This window comes from Ruegeria sp. CH6 (genome assembly GCF_056537005.1).
This window is the reverse complement of record NZ_JBQFQS010000028.1, coordinates 1-16,228: the sequence shown is the minus strand read 5'-3', so window position 1 is coordinate 16,228 and position 16,228 is coordinate 1. Positions and strand designations below refer to the sequence as shown.

At 53.2% G+C, this 16,228-nt stretch carries 13 protein-coding genes; 3 read left to right on the top strand and 10 right to left on the bottom strand.

The window, feature by feature from the left end; translation table 11 throughout:
* Positions 1-126 precede the first annotated feature (126 nt).
* Positions 127-1,185: an FAD-binding oxidoreductase gene (locus tag ACR0CW_RS22590; RefSeq protein ID WP_480789516.1), complete on the bottom strand. Its 1,059-nt coding sequence runs from the start codon at positions 1,183-1,185 to the stop codon at positions 127-129.
* Between the two features lie 78 nt (positions 1,186-1,263).
* Positions 1,264-2,139, bottom strand: a complete 876-nt coding sequence (locus ACR0CW_RS22585; protein ID WP_480789515.1) for a LysR family transcriptional regulator — start codon at positions 2,137-2,139, stop codon at positions 1,264-1,266.
* A 125-nt stretch (positions 2,140-2,264) separates the two neighbouring features.
* Between ACR0CW_RS22585 and ACR0CW_RS22580 the strand changes: the two genes are divergently transcribed.
* On the top strand, positions 2,265-3,347 hold the full coding sequence (locus tag ACR0CW_RS22580) for an amidohydrolase family protein (protein ID WP_170817893.1): 1,083 nt from the start codon (positions 2,265-2,267) through the stop codon (positions 3,345-3,347).
* Positions 3,348-3,364: 17 nt separating this feature from the next.
* The gene (locus ACR0CW_RS22575) at positions 3,365-3,718 is read left to right on the top strand and encodes a Rieske (2Fe-2S) protein (RefSeq protein ID WP_480789514.1); all 354 of its coding nucleotides are present in this window, start codon (positions 3,365-3,367) and stop codon (positions 3,716-3,718) included.
* Between the two features lie 523 nt (positions 3,719-4,241).
* Here the strand turns inward: ACR0CW_RS22575 and ACR0CW_RS22570 are convergent.
* The 4 genes from ACR0CW_RS22570 to ACR0CW_RS22555 are packed head-to-tail and all read right to left on the bottom strand — an operon-like array spanning position 4,242 to position 9,074.
* Entirely contained in the window at positions 4,242-7,313 is a 3,072-nt protein-coding gene (locus ACR0CW_RS22570; protein WP_480789513.1) for an efflux RND transporter permease subunit, read from the bottom strand.
* Positions 7,314-7,327: 14 nt separating this feature from the next.
* On the bottom strand, positions 7,328-8,434 hold the full coding sequence (locus tag ACR0CW_RS22565; RefSeq protein WP_480789512.1) for an efflux RND transporter periplasmic adaptor subunit: 1,107 nt from the start codon (positions 8,432-8,434) through the stop codon (positions 7,328-7,330).
* 13 nt (positions 8,435-8,447) lie between these two features.
* Positions 8,448-8,597 carry a hypothetical protein gene (locus tag ACR0CW_RS22560; RefSeq protein ID WP_480789511.1) on the bottom strand — a complete coding sequence of 50 codons (150 nt, stop codon included), beginning with the start codon at positions 8,595-8,597 and terminating at the stop codon, positions 8,448-8,450.
* A gap of 24 nt (positions 8,598-8,621) precedes the next feature.
* Positions 8,622-9,074: a hypothetical protein gene (locus ACR0CW_RS22555; RefSeq protein ID WP_480789510.1), complete on the bottom strand. Its 453-nt coding sequence runs from the start codon at positions 9,072-9,074 to the stop codon at positions 8,622-8,624.
* A 126-nt stretch (positions 9,075-9,200) separates the two neighbouring features.
* Between ACR0CW_RS22555 and ACR0CW_RS22550 the strand changes: the two genes are divergently transcribed.
* Entirely contained in the window at positions 9,201-10,091 is an 891-nt protein-coding gene (locus ACR0CW_RS22550; RefSeq protein WP_480789509.1) for a LysR family transcriptional regulator, read from the top strand.
* 679 nt (positions 10,092-10,770) lie between these two features.
* On the opposite strand, the gene ACR0CW_RS22545 is transcribed toward ACR0CW_RS22550, so the two are convergent.
* From ACR0CW_RS22545 to ACR0CW_RS22530, 4 genes are all read right to left on the bottom strand, one after another.
* Entirely contained in the window at positions 10,771-12,081 is a 1,311-nt protein-coding gene (locus tag ACR0CW_RS22545; protein WP_244328101.1) for an ABC transporter permease, read from the bottom strand.
* Entirely contained in the window at positions 12,078-12,884 is an 807-nt protein-coding gene (locus tag ACR0CW_RS22540) for an ABC transporter ATP-binding protein (RefSeq protein WP_170334887.1), read from the bottom strand. The genes ACR0CW_RS22545 and ACR0CW_RS22540 overlap by 4 nt, the downstream gene beginning before the upstream one ends.
* Before the next feature lie 98 nt (positions 12,885-12,982).
* The gene (locus tag ACR0CW_RS22535; RefSeq protein ID WP_480789508.1) at positions 12,983-13,969 is read right to left on the bottom strand and encodes a taurine ABC transporter substrate-binding protein; all 987 of its coding nucleotides are present in this window, start codon (positions 13,967-13,969) and stop codon (positions 12,983-12,985) included.
* Positions 13,970-15,316: 1,347 nt separating this feature from the next.
* Positions 15,317-15,913, bottom strand: a complete 597-nt coding sequence (locus ACR0CW_RS22530; RefSeq protein ID WP_480789507.1) for a TetR/AcrR family transcriptional regulator — start codon at positions 15,911-15,913, stop codon at positions 15,317-15,319.
* Positions 15,914-16,228 lie beyond the last annotated feature (315 nt).

Genomic DNA, 16,228 nt, shown 5'->3' with positions numbered 1-16,228 from the left:
ATCTTGCTGATCACCGTCACATTAATACTGAACCCCCGATAAAAACCGTTGTCAGCGGTCTTGATCGGAAGTTCCGAAAGAGGTGGCTTTATTGACATTTGTTACTCCTCCCTTTGGATTTCCTCTTCACGCGTCGAGTGCGACGGGTCCCTTAGGCCAGCTGCAACAGGCCAATACATATCCCTGTTCGACATCGCCGGGCAGCAATCCACCCATGTCTTGCATTTCGACTTCGCCCTGAGTGAGGCGAACCTTGCAGTTACCGCAGACACCCTGCTGACAGGCGGAATCGATCCAAACGCCAGCATTCAATGCAGTCTCAAGCAGGGTGTCGCCTTCGTTCGCATGCCCATGCAAACCGCTGAGCGAGAAATAAACTTCTCCCCCGGTGCCGACGCTTTCCTCGATTGTAATTTTCTCGCCAAAGCTCTCTTCGTGGACTGCGGCAAATGGGATAATTGAGGCCACGTCGCGTGCCGCCTTCATGAAGCCTTCGGGACCACACATGAAAATGCTGCGCTCAGCATGATCGGGCACAAGGCGCTGCAGCAGATCAGATGATATCTGACCGGTTTCTCCCAAGAACCCATCTTCGGCCTCATCCACGATCATATGGACGGTCACATTGGCAAAGCGCCGATTCAGAAACTCGAGTTGGTCGCGGAATATGATGTCTTTCGGAGAGCGCGCGAAATGCACAAAGACGATGTCTTTGGGCAAGGTCACGTCGGTGACATATTGCAGCATCGACATGACTGGAGTGACGCCCGAGCCACCAGACAGGAACAATGGTTTGTCGCTGGGGATATCAACCCAGTTAAAACCGCCGGTGATATCCGCAATCTCGATCTCTGTCCCGGGTGCCATCTGATCATTCAGATAGTTGGATACAATGCCACCAGGTACTCGCTTGACGGTAACCTGAATATTGTGGGGCCGGGTCGGCGTGGACGAGATCGAATAGGCACGCAAGTACTGCTTGCCTTCGATCTCGAAACAGAAGGTCACGTATTGGCCTGGCTTGAAGTCGAAACTGCGGCTTTGCGAGTCTTCGAAAACAAATGTCTTGCTGTCATGCGTTTCATCGATCACCGCCTTGCACGTCAAAGTGGCAGGCCCACCTGCATAGCAGGGTTGGTTGTTGGCTGAACTCAGGGAAAACGGACTGTCCGTCGCAACGAGCATCTTACGGAAACCTCCAGAATAGGGTTCGCGCGAGGATAGTGGTGCAGGGGTTCTGAAAAACGGTGCAGAATTGTGGTATCAATCGGTTAAAGCGATTGATCTGTGCTGGATCAGTTCTTTGAACAGGGCGACTGCCTGAGCCACCAGAGTATCATGACGTTTTCGTACGTGCACGATGGAATAGATGGGCTGTGGAATCACCGGTGCGTCCGTTACCTGATGCAATTTCGGATATTCGGCACACAGACCCGGTGCGGCAAACCCGGGGAAATATGCCGTTCCGCCGTTGGCTTTTAGGAAATCCAAAGCCAAATCATTGCTGCCCACCAGGATCGAACTTTGCGGCTGATCCGAAAACGCCTCATCGTGCTGGCGATCAAAATAGGATGTGTAGGCGACCTGAATGTAGCGTGACCATTGGACATCCTCGATCCGGTCACAATCGGTGGACAGCATCACATAGCTTTCGCTGCCCAATTCGCTAACAAACATGTCCGGCGCTCGCTGCGGGACAAAAACAATACCGATATCCGTCTCGCCGGTCAGAACATCCCGCTGTATCTGTTCCGAAAAATTGGCCTCGAGATACAGGTCCAGATGCGGGTTTCTTTCCCGGATTGCCTTCGTCCAGTCAATCAGCACAGATCGGGCCAGACTGAACTGAACCGATATACGCAAGCGTTGCCTGTTGCCACCGCCACCCGCCTCAACATCGCGCCGCGCCAGGCTCCAGGCGGCCAGCAGCGACCGGCAATGGGTTTCAAAGCGCCGCCCGGCGGCTGTGGGTTCAGCCCCGCCGCGCCCTCGTTCGAACAGGCGCGTGTCCAGTTCCTGCTCCAACTGTCGGATGCGAGCGCTGACCGTGGATTGGGTCACATTCAGACGCTCGGCGGTGCGGTTGAAGTTCCGCGTTTCCAGAACATCCATATAGGTCACTAATAGCTGGCGGTTCATTTAATCGGTAATCCCGATTGATAGGTGCGTTTCAATTGCATTTATTTGCCAAAGTTTCGCAGATATCAAGCGTCGTTGAACAAGATGTAAGCCCGCCCTTTTGGCGCCAGCAACAGGAGAAGTTCATGTTCATCGTCGATTGCGACTGCCACAACTATTGGTGCAGCGCCACGGTTCTGGAACCCTACATGGAAGGTCTTTTCAAGGACATGTTCGTCCGGGGTGAACGCACCGGCCCGCGTGGTGCGTTTCCCCATGGCCACCGTCCCTGGTTCCATCCCGAAGGCTTTGCACGCCATGATGTAAACCCGGTTGAGGAAGACGACAACTACCTGATCATGAAGGAAAAGCACCTCGACAAATACAATATCGACGTTGCGATCCTGACCGGCGACGAACCAATCGAAGCCTCAACGCTGGCCAACCCTTATTACGCCAATGCGCTGTGCAAAGCCTATAACGACTACATGATCGACTACTGGCTGCCCAAGGACGAGCGGTTCTGGGGCTCGATCGTGGTGGCACCGCAGGACCCGCACCTGGCTGCTGCTGAAATCCGCCGGGTTGGCGGTCACCCCCGTGTCGTTCAAGTTTTGGTGAGCCACGGTGCTGCGCGCCCTTATGGCGACCCGTTCTACCACCCGATTTATGAAGCCTGTGCCGAAATGGGCCTGCCATTCGCCATGCACCTTGGTGGACAGGGCGGTATCAACTCGACCCCCATCGGGGCCGGGCCTTCGACCTTCTTTTGGGAAACCCATGCGATCCTGCCACAGACGGCCATGACCCACATGGCCAGCTTGATCGCCCACGGCGTGTTTGAGAAATGGCCCGAGTTGAAGGTGGTGATCATCGAATGCGGCGTGGCCTGGGTGCCGTCGGTTCTGTGGCGTCTGGACGCGAACTATAAGGCACTGCGCAAGGAAACACCGTGGCTCAAACGTCTGCCTTCCGAGTATTTCAAGTCGAACATCCGCATGTCGACTCAGCCACTGGAGCAGCCCGAGAATATCCAGCACCTGTGGGCCACTCTTGAAGCGATGGATGGCGAGAACACACTGATGTTCGCGTCCGACTATCCACACTGGGACTATGACGACGTCAACAAGTTGCACGTCCCGCCTGCATGGCGCGAAAAGATTTTTGGGCTCAATGCACTGGACGTCTATACCCGCCTACCGCGCCCGATGGCGCATGCTGCTGAATAAAGAAGGAGACTTCGACAATGGCAAACAAGCATTTCGCCTGCAAAATCGATGAAGTTCCCGCCGACGCGGCCAAGATCGTCACAGTGTCGAACTTGCCCATCGGCGTTTTCAAACTCGATGACGGTTATCACGCTTTGCTCAATATCTGTCCTCACAAAGGCGCGGCCCTCTGCGAAGGCCCGGTCTGCGGTACGACCCGCCAAACGGACTCAACCGAGTTTGTCTATGACCGCGCCGGTGAAATCGTCCGCTGCGCCTGGCACGGTTGGGAATTCGACATTCGCAGCGGTGAGTTTCTTGTGGATTCGTCCATTAAAACGAGACGCTTCGATGTATCAGTAGAGGGTAATGATCTCTTCGTGCATCTGTAAGCTACAGGCCTCACAACGAAGCTTAGAAATATTAGGCAGTTCAAATTTTCCTCCCAACTGCCTGTGCTGGCATTGTCTACAAATAGGCAATGCCAGTTTGCAGAAGTGGCTCAACGGGTTTGCCTAACGTCAGAAGAGCATCAAGGTCGGATGAGCCGGTGAAAACAGTCGAAACTTCAAGCCGTTGATTTCAAGGGGAGACTAGCCTCAAAGATTCAGTCCCAATATTTACGTATTCCGACAATGATTATCAAATTACCTTAATGGTGAGACTGCGGTTACAGTAAAATCAGCTGCTAAGAGTTTTATGTTTTGAGACTCTAAATCATGATTTCTTAACCGAACAAAACAGTCCTTCCTTTAACACGCAGAGAACCGCTGGAAAGTCTCCAAAAACACCAATACCGTGAATTGTACGAACAACAGCTTTTGGGCATGTTACCAACAATCCCATTGAACGCACTGTATCGCAATCCAAGCAAATGATTGCTCTTTGCCGACCGGATTGCCGTCACCATCAAACTTATTCTGCGGCGAGTTCTAACTTGCTATTCGGTGGTTTGTTCATCGATGTTGTGGACTTAGCAGTATCGCGCGGAGTGAAGAGTAGGAAAATCGATGGCAGGGCAATCAACGTGAAGAGCGTGCCAATGCTCATCCCTGCTACAATGATAATGCCGATACTGCCACGCGCCTCTGCTCCCGGCCCTGCGACAAGTAACAGCGGGATATGCCCGATGATGGTTGCGATAGTGGTCATCAGAATTGCTTGTAGCCGAGATTGCGCTCCTTCGATGATCGCAGTCACGGAATCCTTGCCCTGATCCATCAATTGATTGGCAAACTCTGTAATCAGAATCCCGTTTTTGGCAACCAGCCCGACCAGCGTAATGATTCCGATTTGTGAATAGATGTTGATCGAAGTGAACCCAAGAAAAGAGATCATAACTGCACCCGAGAGTGCCAGAGGAACTGAGCCCAAGAGAATGATCAGCGGTGAACGAAAGCTGTTAAATTGAACCACGAGCGCGAGGTAGACGATTGCAAGTGACATTGCCATGGTCGCCAAAAGGCTGTTCGCCTCTTGCTTGATCTGGCGTGAAACTCCCGCGTAATCAATGGTGTATCCGGGTGGTAAGATCGCATCTGCAGCCTTCTCCAATACTGCTAGCGCTTCGGCCTTGGTTGTACCTGGGACTACGCCCCCGGTCACTCGAAAGGCGCGCTGTTGGTCAAATTTGCCAAGCGCACGCGGTTGCGCCACAATGCGGATTTCTGCCAGCGTACTCAGTGGCACTATGGTGCCATCGCTGAGCCTGATCCCCAGTTCACTGAGCGCTGCAGGTTCCGCGCGGAATTTCTCCTCAGCCATCGGAATGACCTGATAGGCGCGACCTCCTGCATCAAACCGGTTCACGTATCGATCCGACAGAAGTGCCGAAAGCTGCGCAGTCACGGACCGACTGGTAAGGCCGAGATCTGCCAACCTTTGGTGATTGTAATCCAGCTTGACTACAGGCAAGTCGGTCTTCAGGTCAGTATCCACATAAAGAAACTTACCGCTTTCAAAGCCCACCCCCAGGAAGGCATAGGCAAGCCCCTGCATCTCCTGATACGTACCCGGGCCTTTGACCACCATTTCCACGTCAAATTGCCCTGCGGTGGGCAGAGCCGCACCGAGGAAAGGTAAAACCTTCAACTCGCTCAATGATGCCAAGGCGCTGTATAGTTGCGGCAAGATTTCTTTGATGTTCTGTTCACGTTCGAAGAAGTCTTTGAACACTATCCCGCCAAAGCCACCTTCTTTGGTCACAATCTGCCAGAAGCTTTCGGAACCAGGCAGCGACAAGCCAAGATCAACCAACTTGTCCATACCTGCATTGGTCGCATCAAGTGAACTTCCTGGCGCAGCCTGGATTACCACGCTGATCATGCCCTGATCTTCAACTGGCGCCAGTTCCTTGGCTGAGAATAGGTAAAACGGAACGACAAGAAGCGAAAACACAAGCGAAAACACAAGAATTTGCGCACGCCAGTTGAGCAATCGACGTAACAGAGCGCCATAGACCCGAGCCAGTGTATCGAAGGCGCTATTCACTTTTCGCGTAAGCCAGGCTTCGTGCCCTTTGTCTCCAGTCAAATATGCGCTCATCAATGGCGATAAGGTCACCGCAACAACGCCTGACAGGACAATCGCAGTAACCATGGTGAAAGCAAATTCCCGGAACAAGGCCCCTGAAAGGCCGGCTGTGAAGCCAATTGGAATAAACACGGCAGCAAGCGTGAATGTCATCGCCACAATCGGTTTGAACAAAACGTGAGAGCTTAGCAGTGCAGCTTCAATCCCTGACTTACCCTCGCGTTTGTAGCGCGCCACGTTTTCCACAACCACAATCGCGTCATCCACCACAAGGCCGACCGAGAGTACAATAGCCAGAATAGTCAAAAGGTTCAGAGTGAACCCCATCGCAAACATGCCGATCATTGCTCCAAGGATCGACAAGGGAATGGCCACCAGTGGCACAATCGCCACCCGGACTGACCCCATCATGAACAAGATCACCGCACCGACCAACACCACGGTTTCCGCAAGTGTCTTGAATATTTCGGTCAGCGCCGCGCGCATGTATTCCGTGCTGTCATAGACGATTTCGATCTCCAGCCCCGCCGGCAAACCTGCGTTAATCTCGTCCAACAACACGTATAGCTCGTTACCGATGGAAATTTCGTTTGCTCCGGGCAGTGGCCAGATAGATAGGAACACCAGTTTGTTGCGTCCATCACGTGCATCCACGGGCGCCGTGTCTTCACCCATTTCCACACGCGCGATGTCCGAAAGCTTCAACTGATAGCCATCCAGATCGCGCAGCACGAGTTCTTGAAAGTCCTCGACAGTCTGCAGACTGGCATTTGTCAGGATGTTTAGTTTTTGATGTGCCCCTTCCAAATTGCCCACTGCTGCCACGAGGTTGTTGTTCTGAAGTGCGTTCAAAACTTCGTCCACCGACATGTTGACTGCTGCCAAGCGTGATAGGTTCAGCCAAATACGCAACGCCGGTTGGCGGCCACCATCCAGACCTACCCGTTGCACACCATCAATAGAGGAAAGGATCGGAACCACGTTGCGGTCTAAGTAATCCGTGACCTCGTGGCGCGCCCAAAACTCGGAGGATGCCGACAGATAAAACGCTCCTGCGACCCGATCAGCGCGTTTGACCGAAACCGCTGGATCGTCGGCACCCAGCGGCAATTCGGACCGTACCTTGTTCAATTCTGCTGAAAGCTGCGCCAGAGCAGTTGAACTGTCTTCGCCCAGCTTCAACCAGGCGGTCACGGTGCTCTGTCCAGCAACTGTTGAACTGTCGACAAAGTCCAAGCCTTCGATGGCGTTTGTCGCCTTTTCAATCGGATCGGTAATAAAGCCCTGAACAACCTCGGCGGACGCCCCGGTGAAATGGGTTCTGACTTCAATGGCCGAGCTTTCCAATACAGGAAACTGCACGATCGGCACGCGGGCGATGGCATATAGCCCACCCAGCACCACGACCAATGCCAGAACTATTGACAGAACCGGCCTGCGAACAAAGATCTCCATAGCCCTGCCTCCTGTTACCAGCCGCTACCGGATTGCGGGTCCTGCGGCAGATCCTCAACCACATTGGTCAGTACGCCCGGGTAAAGCTTGAACGCCCCATCTGTGGCCACCAATAATCCGGCTTCCAAACCGCCGCCGATCAACACCCGTTCTCCGTGGTATTGAACCCCTGTCACATCCCGGCGGTTCGCTCGGAACGTGCCTTCTTGTTCACCCGGGACCAGCAGATTCACAAACTGTCCATAGGCATCCGATTGCAGCGCGGATGAAGGAAGTTCGACCACTGGGATCGGGGCGTCCAACACCACTTCAACTTCAACAAAACTGCCATGAGACGACGCAGCCTCTAATCTGTGCAGTTCGACACGGTAAAGACGCGTGCGAGTATCTGACGAAACCCCGGCGTCGCGAGAGATTATCGGCCCTGTCCACTTTTCGTTGGGTCTTGCTATCACCCCGATCGCAGCGCCTACAGGCAGGTCCCCCAGAAACTGTGGAAGCCGAAAATCTACCCAGATCATCTCACGCTGATCCGTGATCCGTGCGACCTCGCTGCCGCTGGTCAAGTATTGCCCGACTGTCAGCTGACCGGGTCGGGTTTGCCCAGAGAATGGCGCGCGGATGGTTTTCTGCTCAATCGTCTGCTCGATCACCTCTACATTCGAACGGGCGATGTCATAGGTGGCCCGCGCTTGATCCAGCCGAGCTTGATTGGCACTGCCGCTTTTTAAGAGTTTCTCGGCCCGTTCCAGTCCAAGCCGCGCAAGATCCACCTCGGCCCGCGCACCAATCAACTGCGCGTTTTCCATGCCGATGTCGAGTTGTACAAGAAGCTGCCCCGTCTCAACGACGTCTCCCGGCTGAAAACCAAGCCGTGCGATCTGACCGGCGTGCTGACTGTGAAGGACGACGTGATCTCGCAACACAACCTCGCCCGGCAGACGAACCTTGCGGGAAAATGATGACAATTCGGTTGTGATAGCTTCGACAGATTCCGAATGCTCCGGATAGGCTTCTCCGGCTGCGATCGCATCTGAAATTTGCGTGTACTTAACGAAACCCAGGCTACCGACAATAGCCGCAAGCAAGATAATAAGTACAGCGGTGCGTAAGACGAACATCAGTTTCACCTGGTTAGTAAGAGCCGGATTTTGTTTTTGCGATTGGGGCGCGGGACCAAAGCGCTCGTTCCACCTTCGACCCCCAAACTAGGCCTTTGACGCTGGAGATCAGCCAGAAAGCAGCACCCTTCACTTGCAGCAGCGCCAACAGAATGAATGGCATTGGGTCGCCTCGTGGCAGGTGGTGTCAAAGATGTTGGAAGACCATCGTTGCCAGGATTGCGATCCAAAGCAGCTGAACGACGCGATACCAAAGGCCGATACGTCGGGCGATAGCTTCAAGTATCCCCGGATCTTTTCCAAGCTCTCTTTCCTTGGCCAGCTTTCTCCAGCCATTACCAATGGGCCAGATACCAATCACGAAGATCACGATGGCAAGGCTGGCACCTACATGAATGAGTGTTGGCATTTCCTCCCAGCCCCCCAGTTGCATCATCAGCCACTGGCCCAAAGCAATTGTTGCTAGTCCGGTAAAGGTCCCAATGACGGCAGCTCTTTTAAGATACTCGCTTGCTGGTGCTACTTTGCTGGGGTCTTCACGGGCAAACCAAAGAGCCTTTTGCCCGCCACCAATCGTCAAGCCAAACCAGATAGTGGCAAACAAAATGTGCAGGAAACGGGCGGTAAGATAAGGGTCCATTTCATTCTCCGACTGTGAGCGGGCCCGAGTCGCCTCGGTTCATTTCAGGCGGACTTATTAGCGATGTTCAAAATTCAGCGTAATATCTATAAAATGGATAGCTGATGGAAAATAATTGGACAGGTGATGAATAGATTCCCAAGCGCGGATCGCCTTTTAGAGTTTAAGGCAGTGGTCGAAGCAGGCAGTATTTCAAAGGCGGCTGATCAACTGTATTTAACCCGCCCTACGTTAAGCCGTCGCCTAAACGAGTTGGAAGCATCGCTGGGACTACGACTGCTTCAACGTACAACGCGTGATCTCTTCCTTACGCCAGCCGGTAAAGAACTCTATATCCGAGCGGAACGTATTGCCGCTGATGTCGACGCGACTTGGAAGGCCCTGAAGCTACATGACGATGAACCACGTGGACCTCTGAGAATTTCTGTGCCGGAAAGCGAATTTGCCGCCGCATCACTATTTACAGAGTTTGCTACTGAGTTTCCCAAAGTCGAGTTGGACATAGTCGTTACCAATCGCCGTACCGATCTGCGCGCAGCTGGTATCGACGTCGCTCTGGTATTTGGGAAAATTAACGATCCTTCGCTGATCACAAAAAGCATCTTCAGCAATCGAACTCTCGCGATGGCCACCAGCAGCTTTCTGGCGGAGCACGGCATGCCGGATAGCCCAGAAGCGATACAGAACTTTGATTGCATTGTTCTCCGAAATTCTGAAGGGCTTCCAGAAGTCCAATGGCCACTGGCATCGGGTAAAACTCTCAGAGTTCGTCCTCGCATGCTGACCGCTGGTTTCAGGTTAATGGTTCAGGCGGTATATGCCGGGCTCGGAATAGGGATGTTGCCCGAAAGTGCGCTTAGCAAAAACTCCGATCTAGTCGCGCTTTTCCCAGACGATGTGGTTCGAGAAGATCACCTGCGATTGGTTTATGTCGAAAGGGATTTCCAACTTCCCCATGTCCGCGCCTTCATAGAGCGCTCTGATAAGTATTGGAAAAATTGGCTTGAGAACTGGTGAGTGAGCAGCGGTATTTCCCTAAACACTCTTTTGGTGAAGATTAACAAAAGTCCGTTTTGGCTCAATAGTGGTGCTCGACTCTAAACATCCAAGCGGCGGCTCTGTTGCACATTCCGATGATCTCATCAGTAGGCATCGAAAGGTATGTTTCCAGATTTCCGCAGCCCGCGGATTTTCGGCGACGCCCTAACAAACCGCGACCGCTGCTGAGGGACGTTATGTCAGGCGATCTCTGGTTGAGTGGGATCCTCATCTGCGAACCAAACGTACTCTTGTAGCATTACCTCAGTGGAACGACCTTATCGCGCTTCTTCGATCGCCAAACGCCGAAAAACTCATGGTCTGATCGCGACCACTCTAAAACGGCAAACCAACCTGTTTTCGATCAAAGACGTGCACGAGAAGCGTTGGGGCAGGGCGCCTGCGATGCAAGAACTAAGATCCAAGCTCGAGCCGGAGCAAAACAATGAACTTGACTGGCTATTGCTGCGGTTCCCGGCAAAGTGGTTTCGAAAACAGGTCAGAAGGTCGGCTTTCGCTGCGGGCGTGATATGAACGCCGACACTTCGTGAGAGCAGACTTTGTTCACTATATCTGGGATACAGACACGGAAGACAGCCAACAAATGGAAGCCTCTGCCGATGGCAGAGGCTTATTAGTAACGCTTGAAGCCTGTAGGTTATACGCGGCCTTTCCAGGGGATCAGCCAACTTTCCAACTTGCGCATCCCGACTTCAATGGCGAAGCCGATGATTCCGATCACAATAATCCCTACGATGATGATATCGGTCAGCTGGAACTTCGAGGCGGTCACGATCATCTTTCCGAGGCCAACGTTAGCCGCAACCAGTTCAGCCGCGACAACCGTCCCCCAACAGACCCCCATCGCCACCCGTGCTCCGGTAAAGATATCAGGGAGCGAGTTGGGTACAATCACCCGGCTCAGGATCTGCCATTTGGAAGCGCCCAGTGAATAGGCTGCGTGTACCTTGGTGATAGCTACGCCTGACACACCAGATCGCGCCGCAATTATCATGATCCACAAGGCTGCTAGAAACAGCAGGACAACCTTGCCGAGCTCTCCGATTCCGAACCAGATGATGATCAACGGGATCAACGCCAAGGGTGGAATGGGACGCATGAATTCAACAATCGGATCAAACCACCCGCGTGCCCAGCCCGTTAGACCCATGGCATAACCAATCGGAATGCCCACTAAGGCACCGATCAGAAAGCCCAACAGAACCCTCTGCAGCGAGTAGCGCGTATGCTGTAGCAGAGTGTAGCCTTGATAGCCCTCTTTGTTCAGCTCGATGAATCGCTGGAACACAACCTCAGGGGAAGGCAAATAGAGTCGCGCCATACGTAGGCCCGTAGCCGGAGCGAAAGTAGGCGTGCCCTTATCGGTCAGGCTAATCTCACCTTCTGGCGTTGAAATTTTGCCGCCCGGCTCAATGGGTGTGCCGTTGATGGCAATGATCTTGGACCCATCACTCTTGGATACGTCGTCATTCTGCCAGACGTTGATCACCTTAAAACCATACCGGGCCACAGTGAGTGTGTCATTCTTGGCAAAACCGTCACCCAGTTCGACTTCGACGGCGGCGGGCTCACGACCCGGTTCGCCGTTTTCATCAACTGTCTGTTGGATATCCTCACGATAGACACGTACTGTCACAGTGGCATCGTCAGTACTGCCGTCCTCTAACTGTGCGGTGTAGGTAAACGTGGTATCGCCGGAAAACGGCCCAGGCAGCTTTGGCAGCGGGATGGTCGAGTTGGTGAAGGCGACCCAAAGCCAGAATATGGTGATGACCGAGATGACTGAGGCAATCCGGTTGGCTTTGATGGCGCTTTCATCGCCAAAGGTCACCGTCTTGACAGAGTTGAAACCTTGCGGTTCGAATTGCTTCGGCAGCAGGCGCTTGACAATGAACAGCGATCCGAAGAACGCCAGCACGTAAAGGAATAAGACTAGCAGGCCAATCATGCGCTTTCCTCCGCCCGGCCCATGATTTCTTCTTCCATGTTCCAGATCATTTCCAGAATTTCCTCGCGCGTGACAGAATAATCCTTGTGTTTCTTGACTTCGCGTAGGTCATTGCCAGCGCCAAGGTCGGCAAATGGCAGGCGATATTCCTTGTGCACCCGACCAGGACGCGGAGCCATCACCAGCAAGCGCTCGCCCAAAAGCAACGCCTCCTCAACGGAGTGGGTGATCAGGATAATCGTCTTGCCGGTATCCTTCCAAAGGTCCAACACCAGTGATTGCATCTTTTCACGGGTCAGCGCATCCAGCGCGCCCAAAGGTTCATCCATCAAGATCACGTCGGGCTCATTGGCCAGGCAACGCGCCAAGGCTACGCGTTGCTGCATGCCACCCGACAGTTCATAAACGGCCTTCTCTTTGAAATCCGCGAGGCCAACGATATCCAAAAGGTGATCTACCTTCTCTTTGCTCTCGGCGCGGCTGACTCCTTTCATATCCGGACCGAAACTTACGTTTTGGCGGACGTTCATCCATTCAAATAGTGCACCCTGTTGGAACACCATACCGCGTTCGGGGCCAGGGCCGGTTGCAGGTTTGTCGTTGAGCAGTATCTGTCCATCGGTCGGGGCCAGAAAGCCCGCAACAATGTTCAGCAAGGTCGTCTTGCCGCAACCCGACGGGCCTAGAACGCTCATCAATTCGCCCGACTTGATGTCTAACGTCACGTTCTTGAGCGCCTGCACGTGCCCGCCATTGGGCAGGCTGAAACGCATCGAAATATTGTCTATGAGAAGTCCCGACACCTGGTCCCCCATTGCCTTCAGTGGGGCACGTTTTCACCAGGTGAAAACGCGCAAATAGGTGGACGCTTTTGTCACGTCCACCCAGATTCAAGCCAGGATTATTCTGACAGAGGGCCTGTGTTCACGTTGTCGGTGTACGAAGCCTTGGCCGCGTCGATTGACCCGGCGCCAACAAAGACGTCCGCTACACCCTTCATGAAGGTCTGTGCGCCGCCACCCAGCCATTTGTCCGACAGCTGTTCTTCGACAGTCGGGAACTTAAAGGTTGAGATGGTCGCCATCGCATCCGCTTCAGACATACCTGCGTCTTTCGCGATGACAGGCAGCATTTCCGCGTGGTTGGCCTCATCGGCCCATTTGGCATTTGCCTCGGCAGTTACTGCCAAGAACTTTGCAACCAGGTCGGAATTTTCGGCCACATAGGAAGTGGGCGCTGAGGTAACATCAAAGACAAGGATACCCAGCTCTTCCTTTTCGTCGCCAGTCAGCAATACGTTACCACTGTCCATCATGCGGCGCAGCGCACCACCCCAACCACAGGCCATATCAATCGACCCCTGGCTCAAAGCAGCTTCACCTTCAGCCGGAGCCATATCAACGATTTCCAAGCTGTCCAGATCCACACCGAAATGTGCCATTTGCGACAAGAAGCCATAATGCGCGGCGGTGCCTAGGGGAACAGCAACCTTCTTGCCAGCCAGTTCCCCAGCGCTGTCCTTGTCGATCTCTAAGTCCGAACGTACAACGCAATTGTCGTTTTCCGAGTAAGACACGGCCACGTCAACGATCTGCAGGTCCTGGCCAGCCGAGGTCGCTACGACAAAGGGTGGTACGCCCTGGCTCACGCTGAGCTGCACATCGCCTGCCGCCATTGCCGCCGACATTGCAGTACCGGTATCAAAGCTGACCCAGTTAACTTTAACGCCCATAGCCTCGTCGTAGGCACCGGTCTCTTTGGCGTATTGGAACGGCATCGGCCACTCCAAAAAGTAGGCCACGGTAATTTCATCTGCCGCCATTGCCTGGCCACCGCTAAGCATTGCCACTCCGGCTACGGCGGACATAAGTTTGGTTTTGATAGTCATCTCAGTATTTCTCCCATTGGTCTGGTTGGGCCTCCTAACACCAGTGTTACCATCAAATGGGCAATCACTTTAGATGCTGGAAGCCTCTGCTTATGAACCAACATCGGAGCGGAAATGGCTTTTAAGATCAATTATTTTGTGGGACAGAAGCCAGAAGTCTGTTCTTTGCTTTTTTTGGCCTCCAACGTCGCTTCAATCTAAATCATTACTTAACAAACACTTAGTGGGCTTCACGGTTTTGGGTGTGTGAAATTTGGATATAAGCATCCCTTGATCTGGCTCCATTGGCGGTCACGAATTCCCGGGAGTCCGCCCAAAGTTACACCCGGACCATGTCTCATCTTAAGACGAAAACCGACACCTCGGCGAATGCTGCCGTTCAAGCGATTTTCTTGAAGCCAACTGCTTAGTGCGCAGCGATGTTGTTGAACTTGTTCTTGCCCAAGGATTTGGTTGCCGGGTCCGAGATGCAATTTTCAAGTTTAGGCACCCATTTGCTGAAGGGAGTGCCAAGTGAATGGGCGGTTTGCGAAGAAACTCATTAGCTTTCTGTTTAACGTTGAATTGAAGAGCTCGAACCTTCGAAACATTCAAAAAACGCAAAAAATCATAAGGTGTAGAACTCAATGGGAGGCGAGTCTCAATAATTTAGTCGCATTATTTACGTACTCCGACAAATGGTTGTCGGATCACTTTGGTGGTGAGACCGCGGTTACAATAAAATCAGCTACTTAGAGGTTTACATTTTTTGAGACTCTAGAAACCATGATTTTCTAAGCGAGCAAACAACAAGGGCAGTCCTTAATTCAATGCACATAAAATGGCCAGAAAGTACCCGAAGCTGCCCTTGAACCCACTTTCGCCGTTCGCTCATGCAGCAAGTCGCGAATCGTACACGCCGTACATTCAAAACCGGATCGCTAATGGCGGGTGAGCGGACAAAATGTGAATTAGCAGCAGGCGTACCAACGACCGCTTACCTGCTAAGCCACACGGAAGCAATTCGCTCTATGCACCGAGCTTCTTGTTTTCGCGCTCGATGGACTATTCGTTCAGTTCTGGCCAGAGTACGCGCACAAGGACCGGGTCCAGCCCTTGTTCGGACGCTGGAACGCTGACAGTGTCCAGCAATTTTGCCACCCCGGTCGGTCGTCCTCGCAGAGAAGCCTTCGATCCTCATAAGTTCCACAGCCCGGTCGATATACCAGCTTCGCAAGACCAGCTTGTTTACGAGTTCAGCGTCGATTGCGTCGACCTGCACGTGGAGTTCCGCCATGGAATGGCAGACTTGAGGTGAAGCTAAAGGGCCCATCTATCAGGTTCCAATTGCGCTTTTTATTAAGGGGCTTAGGCCAGAAGCCGGCAGAGATAGTTCACGGCCCGTTGCGCGCGGCCCTCGCATACGGATGCCGATGGGATAGGAAGGCGCCCGATGACGCGTCTGATCTGCTGATCGCCGATGAGCAGATCAAGGTAAAGTCCTACAGCTTCCCCCGTATTATCAAAGTTTAATTGGCCTTCGTCTCTGGCGCGCACCAATACTTGTTCCAGAAGAGGGATGACTGCCTCGCGCCCTGCCTTTGATAATGTAGCGCCAAGCTCACCACTGCTGTCTGCGGCGGCGGCACGGTTAAGGGCGACGGCTCTCTCGCCGGTAAGTAGGTTCAGAAGTTTCGGGCCAAACGTTTCCAAAATAGACAGTGCATCGTGACCGGTTTCCAGTTCGGATTCCAAATGGGTTTTCACTTCTTCTGCATTTCGCGTGACGAGCGCCTGAAACAGGCCCTGCTTGTCGCCATACCAGTTGTAAAGAGTTTCATTCGAAGCGCGTGCTTGCTTAGCGATGCCCAGCATCGACGTGCCGCCATATCCTTTTGCCTCCAGCACCTCATAGGCCGCCGCCTCGATCTGCTGCTGGCGCAGTGATCTTTTTTCTTCGCGCATACTTTTTTCTCCTGCACATTGACAACAGCCGTAATTAAAAATACGGATTTCTTCAACCGTAATATAAATTACGCTTTTGGAGAGTGAAATGAACCAACACGACCGGCAGACCCTGGCAGCTCTTACAACGTTAGTCCTGCTACAGCTGATCATGCTCTCAGCACTTTATGCGGGGATCAGGCCACACCCGCCGGTGTCTACGCCACTGTTCGGCATTGCTCCGTTCCTAGAGCGCGTCTGGCTCAATTGGTTTCATATCCTGCGGCCTGGAAGAAGTTGTAGCACTCGTCTGGGGTGAACATGTCGCAGACTGCG